Annotated in this window: 13 protein-coding genes; 7 read left to right on the top strand and 6 right to left on the bottom strand. The window is 50.7% G+C overall.

Annotation, left to right across the window (positions count from 1 at the left end; all coding sequences use genetic code 11):
• Window positions 1–4: 4 nt before the first annotated feature.
• The 3 genes from Q4C79_RS02020 to tagD are packed head-to-tail and all read right to left on the bottom strand — an operon-like array spanning window position 5 to window position 4648.
• The gene (locus Q4C79_RS02020) at window positions 5–2971 is read right to left on the bottom strand and encodes a CDP-glycerol glycerophosphotransferase family protein (RefSeq protein WP_303089367.1); all 2967 of its coding nucleotides are present in this window, start codon (window positions 2969–2971) and stop codon (window positions 5–7) included.
• 10 nt (window positions 2972–2981) lie between these two features.
• On the bottom strand, window positions 2982–4262 hold the full coding sequence (locus tag Q4C79_RS02015; RefSeq protein WP_303089366.1) for a tetratricopeptide repeat protein: 1281 nt from the start codon (window positions 4260–4262) through the stop codon (window positions 2982–2984).
• Window positions 4259–4648 (bottom strand): glycerol-3-phosphate cytidylyltransferase, encoded by a 390-nt coding sequence (gene tagD, locus Q4C79_RS02010; protein ID WP_303089365.1) that lies wholly within the window; start codon window positions 4646–4648, stop codon window positions 4259–4261. Before tagD ends, Q4C79_RS02015 begins: the two co-directional genes overlap by 4 nt.
• 626 nt (window positions 4649–5274) lie before the next feature.
• Between tagD and Q4C79_RS02005 the strand changes: the two genes are divergently transcribed.
• The 7 genes from Q4C79_RS02005 (at window position 5275) to Q4C79_RS01975 (ending at window position 15368) form a co-directional block, all read left to right on the top strand.
• Window positions 5275–6447 carry a polysaccharide biosynthesis/export family protein gene (locus Q4C79_RS02005; protein ID WP_303089364.1) on the top strand — a complete coding sequence of 391 codons (1173 nt, stop codon included), beginning with the start codon at window positions 5275–5277 and terminating at the stop codon, window positions 6445–6447.
• Window positions 6448–6462: 15 nt separating this feature from the next.
• Window positions 6463–7668: a capsule biosynthesis protein gene (locus Q4C79_RS02000; RefSeq protein WP_303089363.1), complete on the top strand. Its 1206-nt coding sequence runs from the start codon at window positions 6463–6465 to the stop codon at window positions 7666–7668.
• Window positions 7668–8465, top strand: a complete 798-nt coding sequence (locus tag Q4C79_RS01995; RefSeq protein ID WP_303089362.1) for an ABC transporter permease — start codon at window positions 7668–7670, stop codon at window positions 8463–8465. Before Q4C79_RS02000 ends, Q4C79_RS01995 begins: the two co-directional genes overlap by 1 nt.
• Window positions 8462–9112: an ABC transporter ATP-binding protein gene (locus Q4C79_RS01990; protein ID WP_303089361.1), complete on the top strand. Its 651-nt coding sequence runs from the start codon at window positions 8462–8464 to the stop codon at window positions 9110–9112. The genes Q4C79_RS01995 and Q4C79_RS01990 overlap by 4 nt, the downstream gene beginning before the upstream one ends.
• Window positions 9113–9695: 583 nt before the next feature.
• Window positions 9696–12557, top strand: a complete 2862-nt coding sequence (gene ptsP / locus Q4C79_RS01985; protein ID WP_303089360.1) for a phosphoenolpyruvate--protein phosphotransferase — start codon at window positions 9696–9698, stop codon at window positions 12555–12557.
• Window positions 12558–12560: 3 nt separating this feature from the next.
• Window positions 12561–13487 (top strand): 1-phosphofructokinase, encoded by a 927-nt coding sequence (pfkB, locus tag Q4C79_RS01980; protein WP_303089359.1) that lies wholly within the window; start codon window positions 12561–12563, stop codon window positions 13485–13487.
• 120 nt (window positions 13488–13607) lie between these two features.
• Window positions 13608–15368 (top strand): fructose-specific PTS transporter subunit EIIC, encoded by a 1761-nt coding sequence (locus Q4C79_RS01975; RefSeq protein WP_303089358.1) that lies wholly within the window; start codon window positions 13608–13610, stop codon window positions 15366–15368.
• 274 nt (window positions 15369–15642) lie between these two features.
• Here the strand turns inward: Q4C79_RS01975 and Q4C79_RS01970 are convergent, their stop codons facing one another.
• The 3 genes from Q4C79_RS01970 to Q4C79_RS01960 form a co-directional block, all read right to left on the bottom strand.
• Window positions 15643–18348, bottom strand: a complete 2706-nt coding sequence (locus tag Q4C79_RS01970) for a M16 family metallopeptidase (RefSeq protein WP_303089357.1) — start codon at window positions 18346–18348, stop codon at window positions 15643–15645.
• Between the two features lie 232 nt (window positions 18349–18580).
• Complete coding sequence (locus Q4C79_RS01965) at window positions 18581–19807, bottom strand: DUF711 family protein (protein ID WP_303089356.1); 1227 nt, start codon at window positions 19805–19807, stop codon at window positions 18581–18583.
• A gap of 79 nt (window positions 19808–19886) precedes the next feature.
• Window positions 19887–20783 (bottom strand): patatin-like phospholipase family protein, encoded by an 897-nt coding sequence (locus tag Q4C79_RS01960; RefSeq protein WP_303089355.1) that lies wholly within the window; start codon window positions 20781–20783, stop codon window positions 19887–19889.
• Between the last annotated feature and the right edge of the window lie 36 nt (window positions 20784–20819).

The raw sequence follows: 20819 nt of genomic DNA, 5'->3' as shown, positions 1-20819 counted from the left end.
TCCGTTATGTGTTTGTTTCGGCATCAAGCTGGCTAATCAATGTATTCCATTGGGCGAATACGTTGGCGTTAGAGAAGGATTCAAAAGTGGCTTGAATAGCGCTTGCCGATAAAGTGTCGGTTTGGTTGAGTGCATCCACAACGGCGGGATAATCGCCATAAGCCGTAAGAAAACCTGTTTCGCCGTGTTTGATAATTTCTTTGGCGGCGGTAAACGAATCAAAGGCAATCACGGGGCGGCCGTGTGCATAGGCTTCCAATACCACAAGCGGAAAGCCTTCCGATTTGCTCATCAAAAGCAAAGAATCGTTATCGCCAAAGATTTTTTCTTTGTTGCTTTCAAAACCGTGCAGTTTGAGCACATTTTGCAGACCGTTATTTTTCAAGGCCGTCTGAAACTCATCTTTTAATGCGCCATCGCCATAAATATTGATAACGATACCGGCATTTTGTTTGATGATTTCTTTGCCCAAATCAATCATACTGAAAATATTTTTGTCTTCGTCGAGCCGGCTGATAACGGCGGTGTGCAATGGGTTTTGCGGAGCAAGCGGGCGATATTGCGCATCGATGGAGTTGTGTATGTAATCAAGTTTGTTTTGTACTTCTTCCGCCAAATACGGGTGCAGCAAATCCACCGACGATTGGGTTAGCAACAGCAAACGGCGGTAGTTGTAGAGTTTGCCTTCGTTGAGCCAGCCTAAGTGCGGGCCGTACAGCTCACGGGAGATAACGTCTTTCACGTCGCCGTGGAACATTAATACGGATTTGGCGTTTTCCAGATATTTTTGAAAATGCAAATGGGCGGAAAATTGAAGGGAAATCACAATGCCGTCTGTATTCTGCAAAATATTGGCGCACGCACCGTTGAGATATTGTGCCGATAATTTGAAATCAATGTAGGGGCTTTGCAGTTGGTGGAATTCGCTATTGGTTTCGGCGAACTCGCGAATGGCGATAACAAAAATACGGGCGTTGTATTTTTGTTTGTAGTGTTTCGCCATGTTTTGCAAAAAGGTATGTACGCCGCCGATTTGGTTTAACTCGTTCACCAAGAAAATGATGTCTTTGCTGTGGCGGGGCGTCGGGTCAAATGCCAACGCTTCTACAATGCGTTGGGTGGATTGCCCGTTTTCCAAAGGATAGAACGTGTTGGTAATTTTGTGGTTATCGCCGCTTAAGCCTTGCCAATCAAGCTGATACAGTGCTTCTTCGCTTTTGATGATTTGTTCGGGCGGCAAATAATCACCGAAATCAAAATACACGCCGCGCTGTTTCATGTAATCTTCATAATCATATTGAAACAAAATAATCGGTTTGTTAAGCAGGGCAAAGTCCAGCACTAATGATGAGTAATCGCTGATCAGAATATCGGCAATTTTCATTAAATCGGCAATATCGGAATAGGCGGTGCAGTCGATTACATCATCGTATTTTTTGTTCAGATGATTCAGATAGTGCAGTTTGGTGATGATAACGTATTCGTTATTCAGGCTTTCAAGCAGGGTCTGCGGGTTAAACGGCAACTGCATGACGCCGGCCTTACGGAAAGTCGGTGCGTAGAAAATGATTTTTTTGTCGTGCGGGATGCCCAGCGATGTTTTTAAGAATGCTGAGCCGATATTTTCGTGCAAGGCGAAATCTAGGCTGTATTGCTTGAGCTTTGCCCAATCCAGAGCGCACAAAGCATCTTCGTTATCAGCGATAAACGGACGGCGGTGCAAAATCTGCAATTCTTGATAACGTTGTGTGTGGTTTGCTATAAATGTTTCATGATCGTAATGGATCAAGGCCACCGGGCGGTTATATTGATCGAAAGTGTAAATCAACGGGTTGTAGTCGCTGATGAGAATATCGGTAAGCAACAAAGCGTCGCTGTTATTTAAATCGGCGGTGTAATACACACCGGCCGGCAGATTGTCGGGGATGGTATTGGTTTGGGAAGCCAATAAAACCAGCAGGCAATAATCGCTGCCAAAGGTAGCCAGCAGGCGCGCGGCGTCAAATGGCAACACCATTTCGCCGGCATGGCGGAATTCGGGCGCATAGAGAATGATTTTGGCCTGTTCGGGCAGGCCGATGCGTTGGCGCAAGCGTTTCAGACGGCCTTGATTGTCTTCTTGGCGGAATAATTTGTCGGTTTTTGCGCAGCCCAATTGCAGAATTTTTCCATCGTAGCGCATGGCGCCGCGCAAGAACACATCAGTATAAAAATCCGACATGGAAATCATGCAGTCATAGGCGAGATTGTAGCGGATGGCTGTTGCCAGATGTTTGATATCCAAATCGACAAACATTTTTTTGTAGGGAATACCGTGCCACACCGAAACCCAAGTGTTGGTGTCGGTAATGCGGTAGCCGTAATTCATCGTGCCTGCATCAATCACATAATCGGCAGTAAATTTCAAAAACTCGCCGAACGATGAGCCGTTTTTAACTAACGTGTGAGTGCTGTGGTAAACAATATCCTCATTCAAATGGCGGATGATAATGTAGATGTTGAAATTGTTTTTGTAATATTCGATAAACGAATCAATATCCGCCATCACACGATCGTTGTAATCAGACGGGATGAGTAATAAATTTTTCTTGAGGGATACACCCAGCGAACGGGTTTCGCCGTTTTGATGAATGCGCGGCACAACAATAGGTTGGGAAACGGTAGATGATGTACTGTGCGTTTTGTAGTTCAGTTGGCGGTTGCATTGCTCAAGCTGGATTTCCCATTGCTTATTGTACGGAGCAAGTTTAAGTGCGGTTTCTATGTATTCGTGTGCTTCGGGAAGATTACCAAGCTTCATATGGCATAAGCCGAGTTTGAAGTTGCTTTGGGGATGCTTCGGATTGTTTTTCACCGCCTCTTGAAAAAGGGTTAACGCTTGCAGCCATTGCTTGTTACCGTAAAAGCGAAGCCCTTGCTGATAAGAGCGGGGAGCAAAAATGTTATGCAGAAGATTCTTAAGTGTAGACATGAGAGTAAAATCACTGAGAAACGGTTTCGTAATGATTTAGTGCCTGCTCCAAACGAGAGCTGAGATTGGGGCTGACGGTATTTTTGTGACTTAATTTCTTGTATAAATAAATTAGCATTGCTTTATTATCAATGACTTCCATGTTCGGGGTGTCTAGTGCGCTGTCAAAGTCTATTTTAGGTGTGCGCCAATCGCCATAATTTTCAGTTAGATACTGGTCGTATGATGATGGAATTAAATAAGACCCTCCTAAAAACGGATGTGGAATTAATTTAAAGGGGGTATTGTGCCATTTGCTTTTACCACCAGCATGCCAGTAATCATCAGGAGTGCGATGATGAATGAATATATCGATGGTAATACCGTTAACATGCCTTACCACCAGTATTTCATGGCTATGATGGGGTAGTACATAAAAGCAACCACTATTTCTGAAGATATGAGAGAGCTGTTCTATGTTGTGGTTTTCCCATACTCCTATGTCGATGTCTTTGTCGTGACCCAAGAGTTTTCCTTCACGAATGCAGCCTAATAGGGTTCCGCTAATGAGAAAAAATATTATATTTGCTTTATCCAAACAATTTTTTAGATCACGTAAGGCTTGTTCTGCTAATAAGTCGGTATACTTTTTGGTTGATACTGGTGTTTGGATTATAGTTTTAGGGAGTTCATCCTTAAGTTTTTTGTAATAGTGGTTTTTCCACAAACTTAATGAAAAATCTATAAGGCCTGCTCGCTGAGCTGCATTTGTTATATGGGATACCAAATCATAAGGTAGAGGGCCCTCCTTCCATTCGGGGTAATGAAAAGTTAGCAAATCCTGATATCGGTCAAAAGAGTTTTTATCATTTACCAAATTGGATAAATGTTGCCATGTTTTCCTGCGATTCGTATATGTTAAAAGTTTTTCTAAGGTTTCCCATGCATCATCTGTTCTGTCGCTTCGGGCCAAAGTTTCAGCATATAAGTATGTAGCATCGGTATGCTTCGGATATGTCTGAAAAAAATTATGTAATGTTTGCATTGCATTCGGCAGATCATTTCGAAGCAATTGACTTTTGGCAAGAAATAATAAAAAAAAGGGTAAAGAATAGGCTTTTTCGCAACGAACTTTATGCTCAATAAGAGAATGCTCGGCATTTTGTAAATGTTTTGTTAGGATAAATGCTGAACGATATGCTGAAAATTTACCCCGTAAATCAGGCGGCAATTCGCGGAAAATGATGCCGAATTGATGTATAAAAATGGAGCGTGTGATTGCTTGATTAAGCGCCATCCATGCTTTTTTCATAATCCACTCAGACTAGTTTTAATTTGTGTCGTAGAAATACCAGCTGTCCGAGGAAGATAGACTACTTCACAATATTCTTTTAAGAAGTCAAATTTACCTTTCCAGTCATCACCGATAACGAATACATCAATTTCTCTTTCTTTTACATCGATGATTTTTTGTTCCCAATTGGTTTCTGGAATGACCTCATCTACATAGCGGATCGCTTCAAGAATATGCGCCCTTTCGCTATATGTATAAGTGCAGACTTTACCTTTGCCTAAATTAAACTCATCGGTAGAAACGGCAACGGTTAAATGATCACCCAATGCACGAGCGCGCTCTAACAAGCGAATATGACCATGATGTAATAAATCAAATGTTCCGTAAGTGATAACTTTTTTCATATAAGTCAATAGTTTAATTGTTAAAATAAATTGGCAAGTCTATATTTTTGTATAAATTAGTTATCAATACAACGACTTTAATAACTTTAGAAATATGAAATTATTAATTTGATAGAGTCAAAAACATTAGTCACTACACACAAGTGAAAGAATATATTCATGAATGGTGAATATCTGATAACAATTAATATATTTTTAAAGTAATGCCCGAATTCTTATCCTAAAGAACTTACCAAGTATAGATGTCGAGTATTTAAGAGAATAACTATCTACTACTAAATTTAGACCAGCCTGCTTAAGCTATGGGAATAGCATCAAAGGAAGCTTACTTTGATGCTAGGTTCTGAATATGTTTATTTCAAAACATCAAAGCAATTATTCAACGCGTGCGGTATTTGCTCTTGTTACTGGTTGCTAAGATGCTTTTTATTAAAATAATCTCGCAGAAAAATCCCCAATTGTGTTTGTTTTATGAATTTTTCCAAATCTTAATCAATTAGCAATTGTTATGTAAAAAGCGTATTTCTTTAAGAGTGTTGGTTCACTGAGGTGATAAATTTGCTTTTTACAAGCTTTGATAAATCATTTAAAATTCATTTGTTTATTATAACGAAATAATTCTATTTATGAAAGATAAATTTCCATTGGGCAGATTGGGCTTACTGGCTACATGTATGCTCAGTGCATGCAATATAGTGCCTTCTTCGGGTCCCAATACCAGTAAAGTAATCAGCTTGCAGAACCAACTGGCATCTGCGAAGGTTCCGGAGGTGTCTGTAGTGGAGGTGGATGAATTGGTCACTTCTGCTTTATATAAACAAAAAGTAGAACAATCTTTGTCGCAGCTCGGTGACGGGACGGGAGCTTTAGGGGCAGTTAATATTGGAGACATATTAGATATTACTATTTGGGAGGCTCCTCCCGCTTTGTTATTTGGAGGCCCTTTATCAGCAGCCGGCTCGGGTAGTGCCCAATTAACCAAGCTTCCGGAGCAGGTGGTAAATTCTCATGGCATGATCTCGGTTCCATTTGTCGGTGATGTTGCTGTGGCGGGGAAAACGCCATTTCAGATTCAGGAAAATATTGGTAGCCGTTTGAAAAAAATGGCTAATCAGCCCCAGGTAATAGTGCGCTTGTCACAAAATAATGCGGCTAATGTGTCGGTTATCCGTGCCGGTAATAGTGTACGCCTTCCAATAACACCTGCCGGAGAGAGAGTATTGGATGCAGTAGCGGCAGTAGGCGGGTCAACTGCTAATGTACAAGATACCAATGTTCAACTTACTCGAGGCAATCAGGTAAAAACGGTTGCACTTGAAGACTTGGTAGCCAATCCGCGTCAAAATGTGATGCTGCAAAAAGGTGATATAGTTACTTTAATTACTAACCCCTATACGTTTACTTCAATGGGTGCCGTGGGAAGAACCCAAGAGATCGGTTTTTCTGCAAAAGGTTTGTCTTTGGCTGAAGCCGTCGGCCGAATGGGAGGATTGCAGGATCGCCGTGCTGATGCGCGAGGTGTTTTTGTTTTCCGCTATACGCCTTTATTTGAATTGCCTGCGGATAAACAAGTAGTTTGGCAGGCAAAAGGTTATGCCTTGGATGCTGAGATCCCAGTTGTTTATCGGTTGAATTTAAGAGATGCGAATGCTTTATTCTGGATGCAACGGTTCCCGATTAAAAATAAAGATGTAGTGTATGTATCCAATGCGCCAATGGCAGAAGTGCAGAAATTCTTGCAGTTTGTATTCTCGCCTGTAGTTAACGGTGTAAACAGTATTGATGATTTGGGTAATTAATAAGGTAGCAGGGAAATGGCTGAACAAAAAATAGATACGGAAAATACCCAGGAATCGGAAAAAGAGGCAAAAGCAGAAGCGGCTAAACAAGCATATTCGGTAGATACACCCAAGAAATCGAGAAAAAACAAAAAATTTAAATTCAGTAAACTCTTTTGGGTTACCGTGATCATTCCTACAGCATGTTCATTAGTTTATTTCTCGGTTTGGGCGTCTGATCGCTACACTTCTGAATCAAGTTTTGTCGTACGTTCCCCTCATAATCAGGGTTCTGCAAGTGGATTGGGTGCCTTATTGCAGAATGCCGGATTTTCACGGGCGCAAGATGATACCTATACGGTACGCGAGTATATGAGTTCTCGTTCTGCGCTTGCGACTTTGGAAAAGTCGATGCCTATCCGCTCTTTTTATGAGAGCAAGGGCGATATTTTTAGCCGCTTCAATGGTTTTGGCTTGTTTGATAGTAATGAAGCGTTTTATCAATACTATAAAAACAAAGTCAATATCGCTTTTGATGCGGTCTCCGGTATTTCGACTTTAAGCGTGGAATCATTTGATGCAGGGGAATCGCAGCAGATTAATGCTGCACTATTGAGCCGTGGTGAGGAGCTTATCAATAAACTTAATGCGCGTGCGCGTAAGGACACCATTTCACAAGCAGAGCATAATGTGGCGGTGGCCGAAGAGCGAGTGAAGGCGGCTGCCGAAGATATGGCGGTTTATCGTACGCAAAATGGTATTTTTGATTTGAAAGCCCAATCGGAAGCACAGATGAGCTTGGTATCAAAACTCCAAGATGAGCTGATTGCTATTCAAACTCAATTGGATCAGGTTAAAGCGATTACCCCGGAAAACCCGCAAATTTCCGGTTTGCAGGCGCGTGAAAAAAGTTTGAAGCATGAAATCCGGCAGCAGATGCAAAGAATTTCGGGTGGCAGTAATAATTCGATTACGGCTCAAGCGGCGGCTTACCAGCGTTTATTCTTAGAAAATGAATTGGCGGAAAAACAATTGGCTGCAGCCATCGCTTCATTGGAAAGTGCCAAATCAGAAGCTGACCGGCAACAGCTTTATTTGGAAGTGGTATCACAGCCGAGCAAGCCGGATTTGGCTTTGAAGCCGCAGCGCTTCTATAACATCATTGCTACTTTGGTAATCGGACTAATGCTATATGGCATTATCAGCTTGCTGACGGCCAGTGTAAGAGAGCATAAGAACTGATGAAGGCTTTACACGAAACTTCGTTTAAAGAATCGTTGATGATTCAGATGAGGGTCATCGGCGCCTTACTGATGCGTGAAATCATCACTCGCTACGGAAGGAACAATATCGGCTTTTTGTGGCTGTTTATTGAACCGTTGATGATGACGATGTTTATTGTGATGATGTGGAAGTTTGCTCGTGCCGACCAGATTTCATCATTAAATATTGTTGCTTTTGTGCTCACCGGTTATCCGATGGCAATGATGTGGCGTAATGCTTCCAATCGGGCCATCGGCGCGATTTCGGGCAATATGAGCTTGCTTTATCACCGCAATGTTCGGGTTTTGGATACTATTTTTGCACGAGTGTTATTGGAGATAGCAGGCGCAACCATTGCGCAGATTGCCATCATGGCAGTATTGCTGGCTATGCGCTGGATCGAGTGGCCGGCAGATATTTTTTATATGTTACTGGCTTGGTTGCTGATGGCCTTATTTGCGTTGGGCTTGGGTTTGGTGATTTGCTCCATTGCTTTTAAATTTGATGCTTTCGGCAAGCTTTGGGGTACTTTTAGTTTTGTTATGCTGCCGCTTTCCGGTGCTTTCTTTTTTGTTTCCACCTTGCCGCAGCAGGCTCAGGAATATGTGTTGTGGATCCCGATGGTTCACGGTACGGAAATGTTCCGCCAAGGTTATTTCGGCAGCTCTATGCTGACCATGGAAAATCCATGGTATCTGCTGTTATGTGATTTGGTGTTGCTGTTTATCGGATTGGCGATGGTGGCCAAGTTTAGTAAAGGAGTGGAGCCGCAATGATTTCCGTTGAACAGGTATCTAAGCAATATCACACCCGCAACGGGTTGCGTACCGTTCTCAATAATATTAGCTTTGAACTCAAAAAAGGAGAGAAAGTAGGCATACTGGGTCGTAATGGTGCCGGTAAATCCACCTTAATCCGTTTGATGAGCGGTGTAGAGCCGCCCACTTCCGGTGAGATCAAACGCAGTATGAGTATCTCTTGGCCCTTGGCATTTAGCGGAGCGTTCCAAGGCAGTTTAACCGGTATGGATAATCTGCGTTTTATCTGTCGCATTTATAATGTGGATATAGACTACGTGAAAGCTTTTACGGAAGATTTTTCTGAGCTTGGACAATATCTATATGAACCGGTAAAACGTTATTCTTCCGGTATGAAAGCGCGCTTGGCTTTTGCTTTATCGCTGGCGGTGGAGTTTGATTGCTATTTGATTGATGAAGTCATCGCAGTGGGTGATGCGCGTTTTTCAGATAAATGCCGTTATGAATTGTTTGAGAAGCGCAAAGACCGTTCGATTATATTGGTATCACACAGCCCGAGCGCGATGAAACAGTATTGCGATAATGCCATGGTATTGGAAGCGGGGCATCTGTATCAGTTTGATAATATGGATGAAGCATATAAATACTATAACGCACAAATATAGATGATCGATGAACTGGCGATGTCTTGAGATTTTTGTTCCTCAATCATCGTTTTGGACAGCAATGTTTGAACAATTAAAAGTAAGGCGCTTGATTTGGTATCAAGCGCCTTTCCTTTTAGGCCGATTATTTTAAGTTTGTCGAAATCAGTTTCTTAGCTATAGTGGATTTAATTAACTTTCGATACAAGGCAGCAAGCCGTAGATAGTACAAGTAGTAAAGCAAGGCGTAGCAAGGCTGTAGCGAAAGTTAAGTTAATCCGCTATATATCTAATTTTCAGACAGGCATATTCCTCCTCTATGCCTGTCTGAAAACGCTCCGTATCTTTTTTATTTCTCCGCTCTAATGTCACTCAAATAAAACAGTATCTTCATTACTCCGGCCGATAGCGTTCATCGTAATTCCTGAATCCATATCATTTTTAATACCGTAAATCCGGAAAATAGTGTAAAACCAGCAAATTTCCTTCCAGGAATTGACGCATACCGGCAACGGTTTGCTGACCAATGAAAAACGACAGATTTCGATAACAACAGCGATCTTCCTCAAACGGAATAGTTCGCCCATACTCAGAAAGGAGCGCTATGCTGACCCTCTCAACCGAGCATATCCGTATGCGGCAGCAAGCAGCAAATAAAGAAGAAGCTTTGCAAATACTGGCTGATATTCTGGTGGCCGACGGCCTGACCATTCCCGAATATCTCAACGGCCTCAAAGCGCGCGAAGCGCAAACCAGCACTTATTTGGGGCAGGGCATCGCCATTCCGCACGGTACGCCCGAGTCGCGCAGTTCCATTCTCAATACCGGCGTGCGGCTGGTGCATTTCCCCGACGGCGTGTTGTGGGACGGCGAAAATCAAGCCTATCTGGCGGTGGTGATTGCGGCCAAGTCCGACGAACACCTGCAAATCCTGCAACTGTTAACCCGTGCCCTGTCTGAAAATGTCGGGCAGGCTTTGCGCAACGCGCAAACACCCGAACAGATTCTGAGCCTGCTCAATGCCGAACCCGACAGCCTGCTGCTGCACGAAAACCTGATGAGCGCCGGCGCCGATGCCGCCGACATCGATGATGTGCTGTATCAGGCTGCTGTTTTGTTGAAGAAGCAAAAAGTGGTGGCGCCGGGCTTTCTCAGCGCCCTGAAACCGCAAGATGCGGTGCAGCTGCAAGACGGCTTATGGTGTTTGACTGCGGAAGACGCGGTGTTACAGCCGGCGGTGGCGATTGTTAAGCTGAAAGAGCCGATACCGTTTCGCGACGGCAGTTTGTCGGCGCTGATATGTGTTGCCGCCAACGATAAGCTTGATTTGCAACGCCTCTCGCATTTGATGGATATGCTGTTTCAGCCCGAAGCGCTGCAAAACAGCGAATCACGCCGCGAATTGGCGCTGGCGGTGGGCGCGGAAACCGTGCCCGATTGGCAGTCGGCCGGCGTGGTATTGGCCAACGCCCACGGCCTGCACGCCCGCCCGGCCACGGCGCTTGCCAATGTGTGTAAAGAGTTTGACGGCGAAGTGAAAGTATCGCTGGACGGCGGCAGCTATGTTTCGGCTAAAAGCCTGACCAAATTATTGTCGCTGGGTGCCGAGCGCGGCCAAACCCTAACCTTTATCGCCGAGCCGGGCAGCGAGGCTGAAGCCGGTTTGCCGCAAATCATCCAAGCGGTGCGCAGCGGCTTGGGCGAAGAAGTGGAAGCCGTTGGAGAAGCCGCCCATGCCGCACCGGAAGCAGGCGGCAACGATGCCTTCGCCGTAGAAGTGGCCGCCCTGCAAGACGATGTGCGTAACCAAGGCGTGGCCGCATCGCCCGGATTGGCCGCCGGCAAAGCTTATCTGATGAAAGAGGTGGATTTCCACTATCCGCATACCGCCGAAGACAGCGAAGCCGAACGCGGCAAACTGCAACAAGCGGTAGCCGATGTGAAAGCGGAGTTGGCGCAAATGGTGGCTCAGGCCAAGTCGAAAGATATCCGCCAGATTTTCACCGCCCATGCCGCCTTGTTGGATGATCCCGATTTGCTGCAACAAGTCGATGCCGGCATCCGCCGGCAACTGAGTGCCGCCGCCGCTTGGCACAGCCACATCGAAGCGTTGGCCAAAGAGCAGGAAGCGTTGAACAACCCGCTGCTGGCCGGGCGTGCGGCCGATTTGCGCGATGTGGGCAATAAAGTGATGGCGCTGTTGTGTGGCGTAAAAGCGGCGGAAGAGCCGCAAGAGCCGTATATTCTGGTGATGGAAGACGTGGTACCCAGCGTGGTGGCGCGTTTGGATCAGCAAAAAGTGGCGGGTATTCTCACCGCTGCCGGCGGCGCCAGCTCGCACAGCGCGATTGTGGCGCGTGCGCTGGGTATTGCTGCCGTGGTCGGAGCCGGCGAAGCGGTATTGTCGTTGCCAGAAGGCAGCACGCTGCTGATTAACGGCGAAGACGGTGCGTTTTATCTGAATCCGGCGCAAAGCCGTATCGACGAAGCCATGCAGCAGCGCGCATTGATGCAGGAACAACGCAAACTGGCCGAGGCGCACTGTATGGAAGCGGCGGTAACGACCGACGGCCACAGGGTGGAAGTAGCAGCCAACCTCGGCAAGGTGGCCGATGCGGCCGGTGCGGTGCAGCGCGGTGCCGAAGCAGTCGGCCTGCTGCGTACCGAGTTGGTGTTTATGTCGCACACCAGCGCGCCCGATGAGGCACAGCAGGAAAAAGACTACCGCGTGGTATTCGATGCGATGGGAAGCCGCCCGGTGGTGGTGCGCACTTTGGATGTCGGCGGCGACAAACCGCTGCCTTATCTGCCGCTGCCGAAAGAGGATAACCCGTTTCTCGGCGAGCGCGGTTTGCGGATGACGCTGCGCCGCCCGCAATTGCTGCGCCAACAACTCTCTGCGCTGCTGAAAGCTGCCGACGGCCGCCCGCTGCGCATTATGTTCCCGATGGTTGGCCGCCTGGAAGAGTGGCACGCGGCCAAAGCGATACTCGATGATGCGCTGGCCGAAACGCCCTGCCCGAATTTGCAGGTAGGCATTATGGTGGAAGTGCCCTCTGTTGCGCTGATTGCCGAGCATCTGGCCAAAGAGGTCGATTTCTTCAGCATCGGTACCAACGACCTTACCCAATACGTTCTGGCCATCGACCGCGGCCACCCGATTCTTTCCGCCGAAGCCGACGGCCTGCACCCGAGCATTTTGCAGCTGATCAGTCAAACCGTTACTGCCGCACACCGCCACGGCAAATGGGTGGGCGTGTGCGGCGAATTGGCGGCAGACAGCAAAGCGGTGCCGATTCTGCTGGGTTTGGGTGTGGACGAATTAAGCGTTTCCGCCGGCAGCATTCCCTTGGTTAAAGCCCAAGTACGCCGTCTGAACACACGGGAATGCAAAGAATTGGCTGCCGAGGCACTCACTTGCGCCACGGCCGCCGAAGTACGTTCTTTGAGCAGCAGAAACGGATAAATCATGGCTAAATTTTTATGCGTTACGCTTAATCCGGCGATTGATTTCACCGTTTCGCTTGATATTCTGCAAATAGGTGCGGTCAACCGCCAGCAGGCGGCAGAGCAGCACGCCGCCGGCAAAGGCTTGAATGTGGCACAGATTCTGCGCGACTTGGGCCACAAAGTAACCGTATCCGGCTTTCTCGGCAACGGTAATGCCGGGCTGTTCCGGCAACATTTCGAGAGCCAAGGCTTTCGCGACGAATTTGTTTATGTAAGCGGCGAAACCCGTCTCAACGTCAAAATCGCCGAAGAAAGCGGCCGTATGACCGACATCAACGGCAAAGGCTTTATTGTTGGCGATGCCGATAAAGCAGCCTTGTCAGCCAAAATCGCGCCCTTGGCGGCAGAAGCGGACTACGTAGCGGTGTGCGGCAGCCTGCCGCAACAGTTTTCTCCTGAAGACTTGCAAGACTTATTGGCCTGTCTGAAAAAAGCCAATCCTAAGTTGGCTATCGATACCAGCGGCGCGGCATTGGCGGCGGCAGTGGCGTGTTCGCCGTTTTTAATCAAACCCAACAGCGAAGAGTTGCAAGAGAGCTTCGGGCTTGCGGCCGGCACCACCGAAGAGCAGGCGCAAGCCTTGGCCAACTTGCCGCAGCCGGTAGAGCATCTGGTGCTCTCGATGGGTGAAAACGGCGTGAATTGGTGGCATCAAGGCCGCTGCCTGCACGCCGGTGCCGCACCGGTTGAGGTAAAAAGCACGGTCGGCGCCGGCGATACGCTGCTGGCCGGTATATTGCACGGCCTCGCTTCGGGCCACAGCCCCGAAGAAACCCTGCAAACCGCCGCCGCGCTGGCTGCCCATGCGGTTAGCCAAATCGGTTTCGGCATACCTGATCAAGAGCGTTTATTGGCATTAAAACAACATATTTCTATTCAAAAATAGTGGATTCAATTAATTTTCGATACAAGGCAGCAAGCCGCAGACAGTACAGGTAGTACGGCAAGGCGCAGCAACGCCGTAGCGAAAGTTAAGGGAATCCACTCAAGAGAAGGATTTCGCATCATGAGCACCTCAGTTTTATTCATTCCCAACCACCCGGCCAAGGCTGCCAACGCGTTGATTCTGGCGCGCAAACTGGCTTCACTGGCGCAGGAAAAAGGCTTGCGCGCCGAAGTGGCGGCTTTGTCTGACGCCGCCGCCGGTGATTTTTCCCGCATCGTATTTGTCGGCCAACTGCCGGAACAGATAGGCGCATTTCCGGCCGACCGCATCGCCGTGGCCGGTTTGCAGGAAGTCAGTGAGAACACCGCCGCCGCATTGCAGCGCGTGTTGGACGAAAGCGGTAGCGCTGCCCAATCTTCCGCCGCCGCACCTGCCGCAGCCCCTGCTGCCGGCGCTACCGCAGTTTCCGCTGCCGGTAAGCCGCTGCATTTTGTTGCCATCACCGCCTGCCCCACCGGTGTGGCGCATACCTTTATGGCCGCAGACGCGCTCAAACAAGGTGCGGCCAAATTGGGCTACACCATCGATGTGGAAACCCAAGGTTCCGTCGGTGCCAAAAGCATTTTGAGCGAGGAATCGATTGCGCGTGCCGATTATGTGATTCTGGCTACCGATATCGAAGTGGATACCTCGCGTTTTGCCGGCAAAAAAGTCTACCGCTGCCCCACCGGTTTTGCCTTGAAGCAAACCGACAAAGCGTTTGCCGAAGCCGTTGCCAACGCCCGTATTCAAGGCGGAGCCGCAGCGTCCGGCCAAACGGCCGCCGCTCCGGCCAAAGAAAAATCCGGATTCTACAAACACCTGCTCACCGGCGTATCGTTTATGCTGCCACTGGTGGTGGCCGGCGGTTTGCTGATTGCCATGTCGTTTATCTTCGGCATCAACGCCTTTGAAGAAAAAGGCTCGCTGGCCGCCGTGTTGATGGAAACCGGCAAAGCCGCCTTCGGCCTGATGGTGCCGATTCTGGCGGGTTATATCGCCTATTCGATTGCCGACCGCCCGGGCCTTGCGCCCGGCTTAATCGGCGGTGCGCTGGCGGTGCAACTGCAATCGGGCTTTTTGGGCGGCATCGTTGCCGGTTTCCTTGCCGGTTATCTGGCGCTGCTGTTGGTCAAACACATCAAGCTGCCCGTAACCATGGAAGCCTTGAAGCCGATTCTGATTGTTCCCCTAATCAGCTCGTTGGCAGTCGGCCTGATTATGTTCTATATCGTCGGAGAGCCGGTGGCGCAACTGTTTGCCGCCATGAATAACTTCCTCACCAGCATGGGCACGGCCAACGCGGTTCTGCTCGGTGTGATTATCGGTGCGATGATGTGCGTAGACTTGGGCGGCCCCATCAACAAAGCGGCCTACACTTTCTCGGTAGGCCTCTTGACCACGCAAAACTACTTCCCGATGGCCGCCGCCATGGCCGGCGGCATGGTGCCCGCCATCGGCATCGCGATTGCCACCATGCTGGCCAAACGCAAGTTCACCGAAAGCGAAGTGAGCGCCGGCAAAGCCTCTTTTGTGCTCGGCTTGTGCTTTATTTCGGAAGGTGCGATTCCGTTTGCCGCCCGCGACCCGATGCGCGTGATTCCCTGCTGTATCGCCGGCGGCGCACTCACCGGCGCACTGGTGGCACTATTTCAAAACGAATTGCATGCACCGCACGGCGGCATCTTCGTGTTGCTGATTCCGAACGCCATCAACAAACCCATTATGTATCTGCTCGCCATCGCCGCCGGCAGCCTGCTCACGGGCGTATTGTATGCGGTATTGAAGCGCAAAGACCAAGCCGCAGCAGTAGCGCCCGCTGCCGAAACGGTAGCCGGTTAATCTTTTGTTTCTACATAATATTTAGGCCGGGTGCTATACCCGGCTTTTTGTATCTATAAGCGGATTAACTTAACTTCCGCTACGGCGTTGCTGCGCCTTGTCGTACTACTTGTACTGTCTGCGGCTTGCTGACTTGTATCGAAAGTTAATTTAATCCGCTATACTTTTTCTTCAGCTTATTGATTATGACGATATGGGCAGGCGAGATGGTTTTCGCAACAAAATGCCTGTCTGAAAACATTTTTTCAGACAGGCATTTTGTTTGCAAATCGCTTTACAACTTAGGATCCACCAACATCACCCGCGCGTTTTGGTTGGACCACAGCAGTTTGGCGGTTTGCCGCAAGCGGGTTTGGATAACGGTGCGGTGCAGCTCGGGCAGGCGGCTGAGGTAGCGGGCGTCGCCGTAGCGGCGGTGGCTGGCGGCCAGCCGTTCCAACCAGATTTCGGGATCCTGCTGCCGCTTGGCTTCCTGTTCGATAAACAGGCGTTGCAGATTATCGGCCTCGGCCTTGCTGATGTTTTCCGGCAGACGGGAGAGCACTTCCTGCGCGGTTTGCCAGGCTTCGGCGGCTTTTTCGGGCGCGGTGCTGAAATAGAGGTTGCTTTCCACACGGTTGTAAACCGGCTGCGGCAGCGCGGTAAAACGGGCACCGTAAGCGCTTTGGTGGCGGCTGCGCAATTCGTCTTTCAGACGGGCATTGGCAAGGTTGACCAACAGCGGAATCTGTTCGGAAGTGTCGGGCGTCCAATCGTAAAACGGCTGCCATGACCAGGCGTTGACATCGGTGCCGTCGGTATCGTTGATGTTGACGCGACGCAGGGTGGCACCTTCCAGCAGCGGCAGGGTACGGCCGGCGGTTTGCCGGCGCGGAATGTCGGCCAGATACTGGGTGAGCAGCGGTTTGAGTTTTTCCGGCGGCAGGTTGCTGACAAGGTAATAGGTAACCGGCGTTGCGGCCAGTTGCCGCCATTGTTGCAGCAAATCGTTTTGGTTGAGTGCGCGGATTTCGTTGCTGTTGTAGGCGCGTGTTTCGGTTTGGCCGTAGCGCAGGATTTCCAGTTCCTGCTCGAGGCGGCCGGGCAGCGATTGCAGAAACACCGGCTGGCGCACCGCGGCGGTTTCCAGCGCGGCCTGCCAGTTGTCGGCGGTGGGCGCGGTTTGGCGGCTGCGATAGAGTTGCAACAGGGCTTCCAGCCGGTTTTGCGGCGCGCGGGCATCGGTGCTTTGGCGGTTGTTGTCCAGCTGGTAGTTGAGGCGGATGCCTTCTTGCTGCTGCCATTGTCTGAAAGATGTTTCGCTGAAGCCGGCGGGTGCCGAGCGGTTGATGATGTCTGCCGCCAGCTGCGCCTGCCATGCGCCGGCACCGCTTTGCAGGTAGCCTGTATCGGCTATGGCTTTGAAGTAAATGTACGGCCCGGCCACGGCTTTTTGCAGCAGTACTGCTTTGTCGCCGTTACCGAAATTTAAATAAGTGACTTTGTTTTCCGGGTCGAAACCTTCTGATAACAGCGTACCTTGCCCTTTGTGTACGGCAAAGGTGGCCGCGGCGGCGGGCGGTTTTTCCGGCATGGGGCGGGTAGGCGTGGATTTTTTAGTTGTAGTGTGTGGCGCACGCGCTGGCTGTTCGGCGGCTAATAGACTCTGCGGAGCTTGAATCAGCGTGAGTTGGTCGGGAGCATCCAGCCATTCGGCGATGCGGCGGTTCACCGCCTCGGCGCTGACTTGGTAGAGCCGGCTGCGTTCCTGTGTCCGCCGCTCGGCCGACGGGGCGGGTTTGCCTGCCAATACGGTTTCATCGGCCAGCTCGATGATTTTCAGCATGTCGTCGGGCAAGGGCTCGCTTTGCAGATGACGGTGCAAGACTTTGCGGTAGGCGGCGATTTCTTCCACGCCGGCGGGTTGTTGCCGGATTTGCCCGACGAGCTGCTTCAGTTTAGCCAAGCTGTCTTGATGTTGGCCGGCTTCGGAATCGGCGTAAAAACCAAGCGAACCGGTTTGATTGCCGATGTCGCCGAGTTTGAGGCTGACTGCCGCGCCGGATTGTTGCAGGCGCTTGTGAATGATGTGGGCGGCGAAATTGTCGAGCAGACGCGGATAATCGCCGGAAGCGTCGGGCGCTTGCGAAGCGGCGTTGCCGAAGCGGAAAATCAGCGCGACTTTGCTCTCGCTGTTGTCGGGGTCTTGCAGATAGCCGGTGTGCGGCGCTTGTGAGAGCTTGGGTTCGTATTCTGCGGCCTTACGCACCGGCAGTTGCACGGTATTCAGGCTGCCCAAGTTGGCGCGGATTTGGGCGGCGGTTTTTTGAGGATCGAGTTTGCCGATAACCACCAAAACCGCGTTGTTGCTGGCGTACCATTTTCGGTGGAAACGGGAGGCGGTGTCGGCACTCGCGCTTTCGATGGCGGTTTTGCTGCCGATGGGCGCATAGCGGGCGCTGCGCGAACCGCTGTAAAGCAGCGCATGATGCTGCTGGTTGAGCCGGTTGGATACGGTTTGCTGTTGCCGCCATTCACCCAATACCACTTGCCGTTCGCGCGTCCAGTCGGCAGGGGAAAACTGCTGGGCACTTAATATCTGGCGGTATACGGCCAGCGCGTCGTCCAGCTGACGCACGCCTTGCGGCGGAATCAGCATATAACGGGTGTTGCGGTAGCCGGTGAGCGCGTTGTAATGGCGGCCCATCTGCCAGCCTTTTTCGTTCAGATGGGCGCTCAAACCTTTGGGATAGGTGGGGGAAGTTTGAAACACCAAGTGTTCGGTAATGTGGGCGATGCCTTCTTCGCCGGCGTTTTCGTCGGCGGTGCCGGCACCGATTTGCAGGCGCAGCGCCAGCCGCTGGCCGGCGGCGGGAACGTTGAAAATATGGTAAACCAAGCCGTTATCGAGCTTGCCTTCGATATGCTGGGTTTGGGCCGCGCGAACGGTAACGGCGGCCGATAGGGCTGTGCAAAGCAGCAGGAGGCGGATAAGCGGCATGGTAATGTGTCTGGATTAAGGCGCATCTGCTGAAGCAGCGGCGTTTTTTATCGGAGGCTGCGGTTGTGTTTTATTGTGATAATCAACCGCTTGCATATTATAGTTATGCAACAGGGAGATAGAGAAGCGAAGATGGGTAGATTTACATCGGCCCAACGAAATTTTATACAGGAATGTAACGGAAAATGCCTGTCTGAAAGTTTTCAGACAGGCATTCGCCATATATTGCGGCTTAGGGAACGGCCAATACCGCGCAATTACACAAATCGTCGCTTTCGAAGCGGGTGGTTTCGCCGGCCTTCAATCCGGGTACCGGAAACAGGCGTACGGTGAGAGGTTTGTTTAGGCGGAAGGCCATGGTGCCGGTATCGCGCACGATGTCGGCGATTTTTTCCGGCGGGGTGTCTCCTTCGATGGGTACGGTATCCAAGCCGATACCGCAGACGCTGCTGTAGGTGAGCAGGGCGCGGATGTCGAACTGTTGTTTACGGGTGGCCTCTGCCAAGCCGCTATCTTCGGTAACGGCCAGCATCAGGCCGGAAAAGCCGACAGCATTGACACGGTGGAGTGATTTGAACACGCGGGTCAGCAGGGCGGAGGCTTCGACGGTGCCGGCAGCTCCGAAATAGGGTACGCGCAACAAACGGTAGATTTCTACCATGGAGGTGCAGTTTTTCGACGGTGCGGCGGAAGTGTCCATACCGGCATAATGCCAGCCGTTGGCCAGCGGAGTGGCGGCGATGCAGGCTTGGATGTGGTCGACGTGATATTGCAAGGCTTCGCTCATGGCCTCAAAGGCGGCTTGGTAGTAAGCGGCGTGTTCCGCCGGCTGGTTGTTTAGCTTATGCAGTGCAGCGACAAGCAGGTCGGGTGTTTCAAGACCGACGACCAAGGCTTTGCCCGCTTCGGAGCGATGATAGCCGGCGGGGAAGTAGGGAATCAGCGGCGCGCAGTTGAAGTTGACGGTGAAGTTGAAATTACCTTCGCCGCGCGGGGTGATGCGGGCGATTTGCCTGATGGCATCGGTGCAGTGCCGGATAAGGGTATTGTTGAGAAAGCCGTGTTCGTCGGTTTCGATGTTTACACAGGCGTTGCACAGATCGCCGTAGTTTTTGATCAGTTCGGGCAGCAGGGCGATTTCTTGTGCGTTTCGGGCTTCGCCGACGGCAAAACGGATGCGCAGGCCGTTTCGGTTGATGCGGGTGAGGATTTCCTGAATTTTGGCCAGCCCTTGGGCGGCCGTTTCGATGCTGCCGGTATCCAGATATTCGCCGAACGGGTTGGATACGATGCGGACGGATTGCACGGTGTAACCTTGTTGGTCGAACGCGGCGGCCAAGCGGTCGCATTGCTCTTTGGCTTCGGTCAGAACTGCTTCCCAAGCGGAACTGTCGGGCGTGAGGGTAGTGAAGGCAGTAACGGCGCGTACGCGACATAATTCGTTATTGTGTAGGTTCATTTTGGTTTTTTTCCTTGCTTGCGGATGGGAAAAGGAAAATGCCTGTCTGAAAAAGGTTTTCAGACAGACATCAATATGTTTAATAACGGTAAGCGGCCAGTTTGCGTTTGATTTCCGGCAGGGCGGCGCGTGCGGCCTGTTCGCCCAGTTTGATTGCTTGCGCTTTCTGGTCGAAGCCGCCGACCGACCCCAGTTGCTGTACCGCCGGTTTGATGACGACGTTGGCCTGGCGCAGTTGGTATTCCAGCGCGGGGGCGCTCATGATGTTGAGGCTCTGATCGAGATAGGAAAAGAAGCCGGAGTCGCCGGCCAGTTTGGCGGGACGGGCGGAGATGTCGACCGCGATGACGAAGTTGGCACCCTGCGCGCGCGCGGAGGTTACCGGCACCGGCTCGGACAGGCCGCCGTCGACATATTTGTGTTTGCCGATAACGGTGGGTTGGAACACGTTGGGAATGCTGGCCGAGGCGCGTACGGCGACGCCGGTGTTGCCGCGGTTGAAGGCCACGGCTTTGCCGGTGTTGAAATCGGTGGCGACGGCGGCGAATTTAAGCGGCAGCTGTTGCAGTTGGCGGTTGCCGACTTTTTGGTTGATATAGCTTTGCAGTTTTTCGCCTTTGATAAAGCCGCTGGTGGAGAGGGTAAGGTCGACCAGATCGGCTTTGCCGAGAATTTCGGCTTCCAGTTCCAGACGGTCGGGCGACATGCCGGAGGCGTACAGGCTGCCGACGATGGCGCCGGCGCTGGTGCCGGTAACCACTTTCACCGGAATGCCGGCTTCGCGCAATACTTTAATCACGCCGATGTGGGCGAAACCTTTGGATGCGCCGCCGCCCAGTGCCAAGCCGATGGTGGCGGCCGGTTTGGTTTGGGTTTGCACCGGCGGTTGTTTGGGGGTGCCGGTGGCGGAGCAGGCGGCCAAGAAGAGGGTGGCTGCGGCGGCTAACAAGTTGCGGCGGGAAAGAGTGGGGCGCATGGCTGGTTTCCTTTGTGCTTATATTTTGCCAAGAAT

This window comes from Neisseria sp., from assembly GCF_030523955.1.
Classification (GTDB): Bacteria; Pseudomonadota; Gammaproteobacteria; order Burkholderiales; family Neisseriaceae; genus Neisseria.
This window is presented reverse-complemented; position numbering and strand designations above follow the sequence as displayed.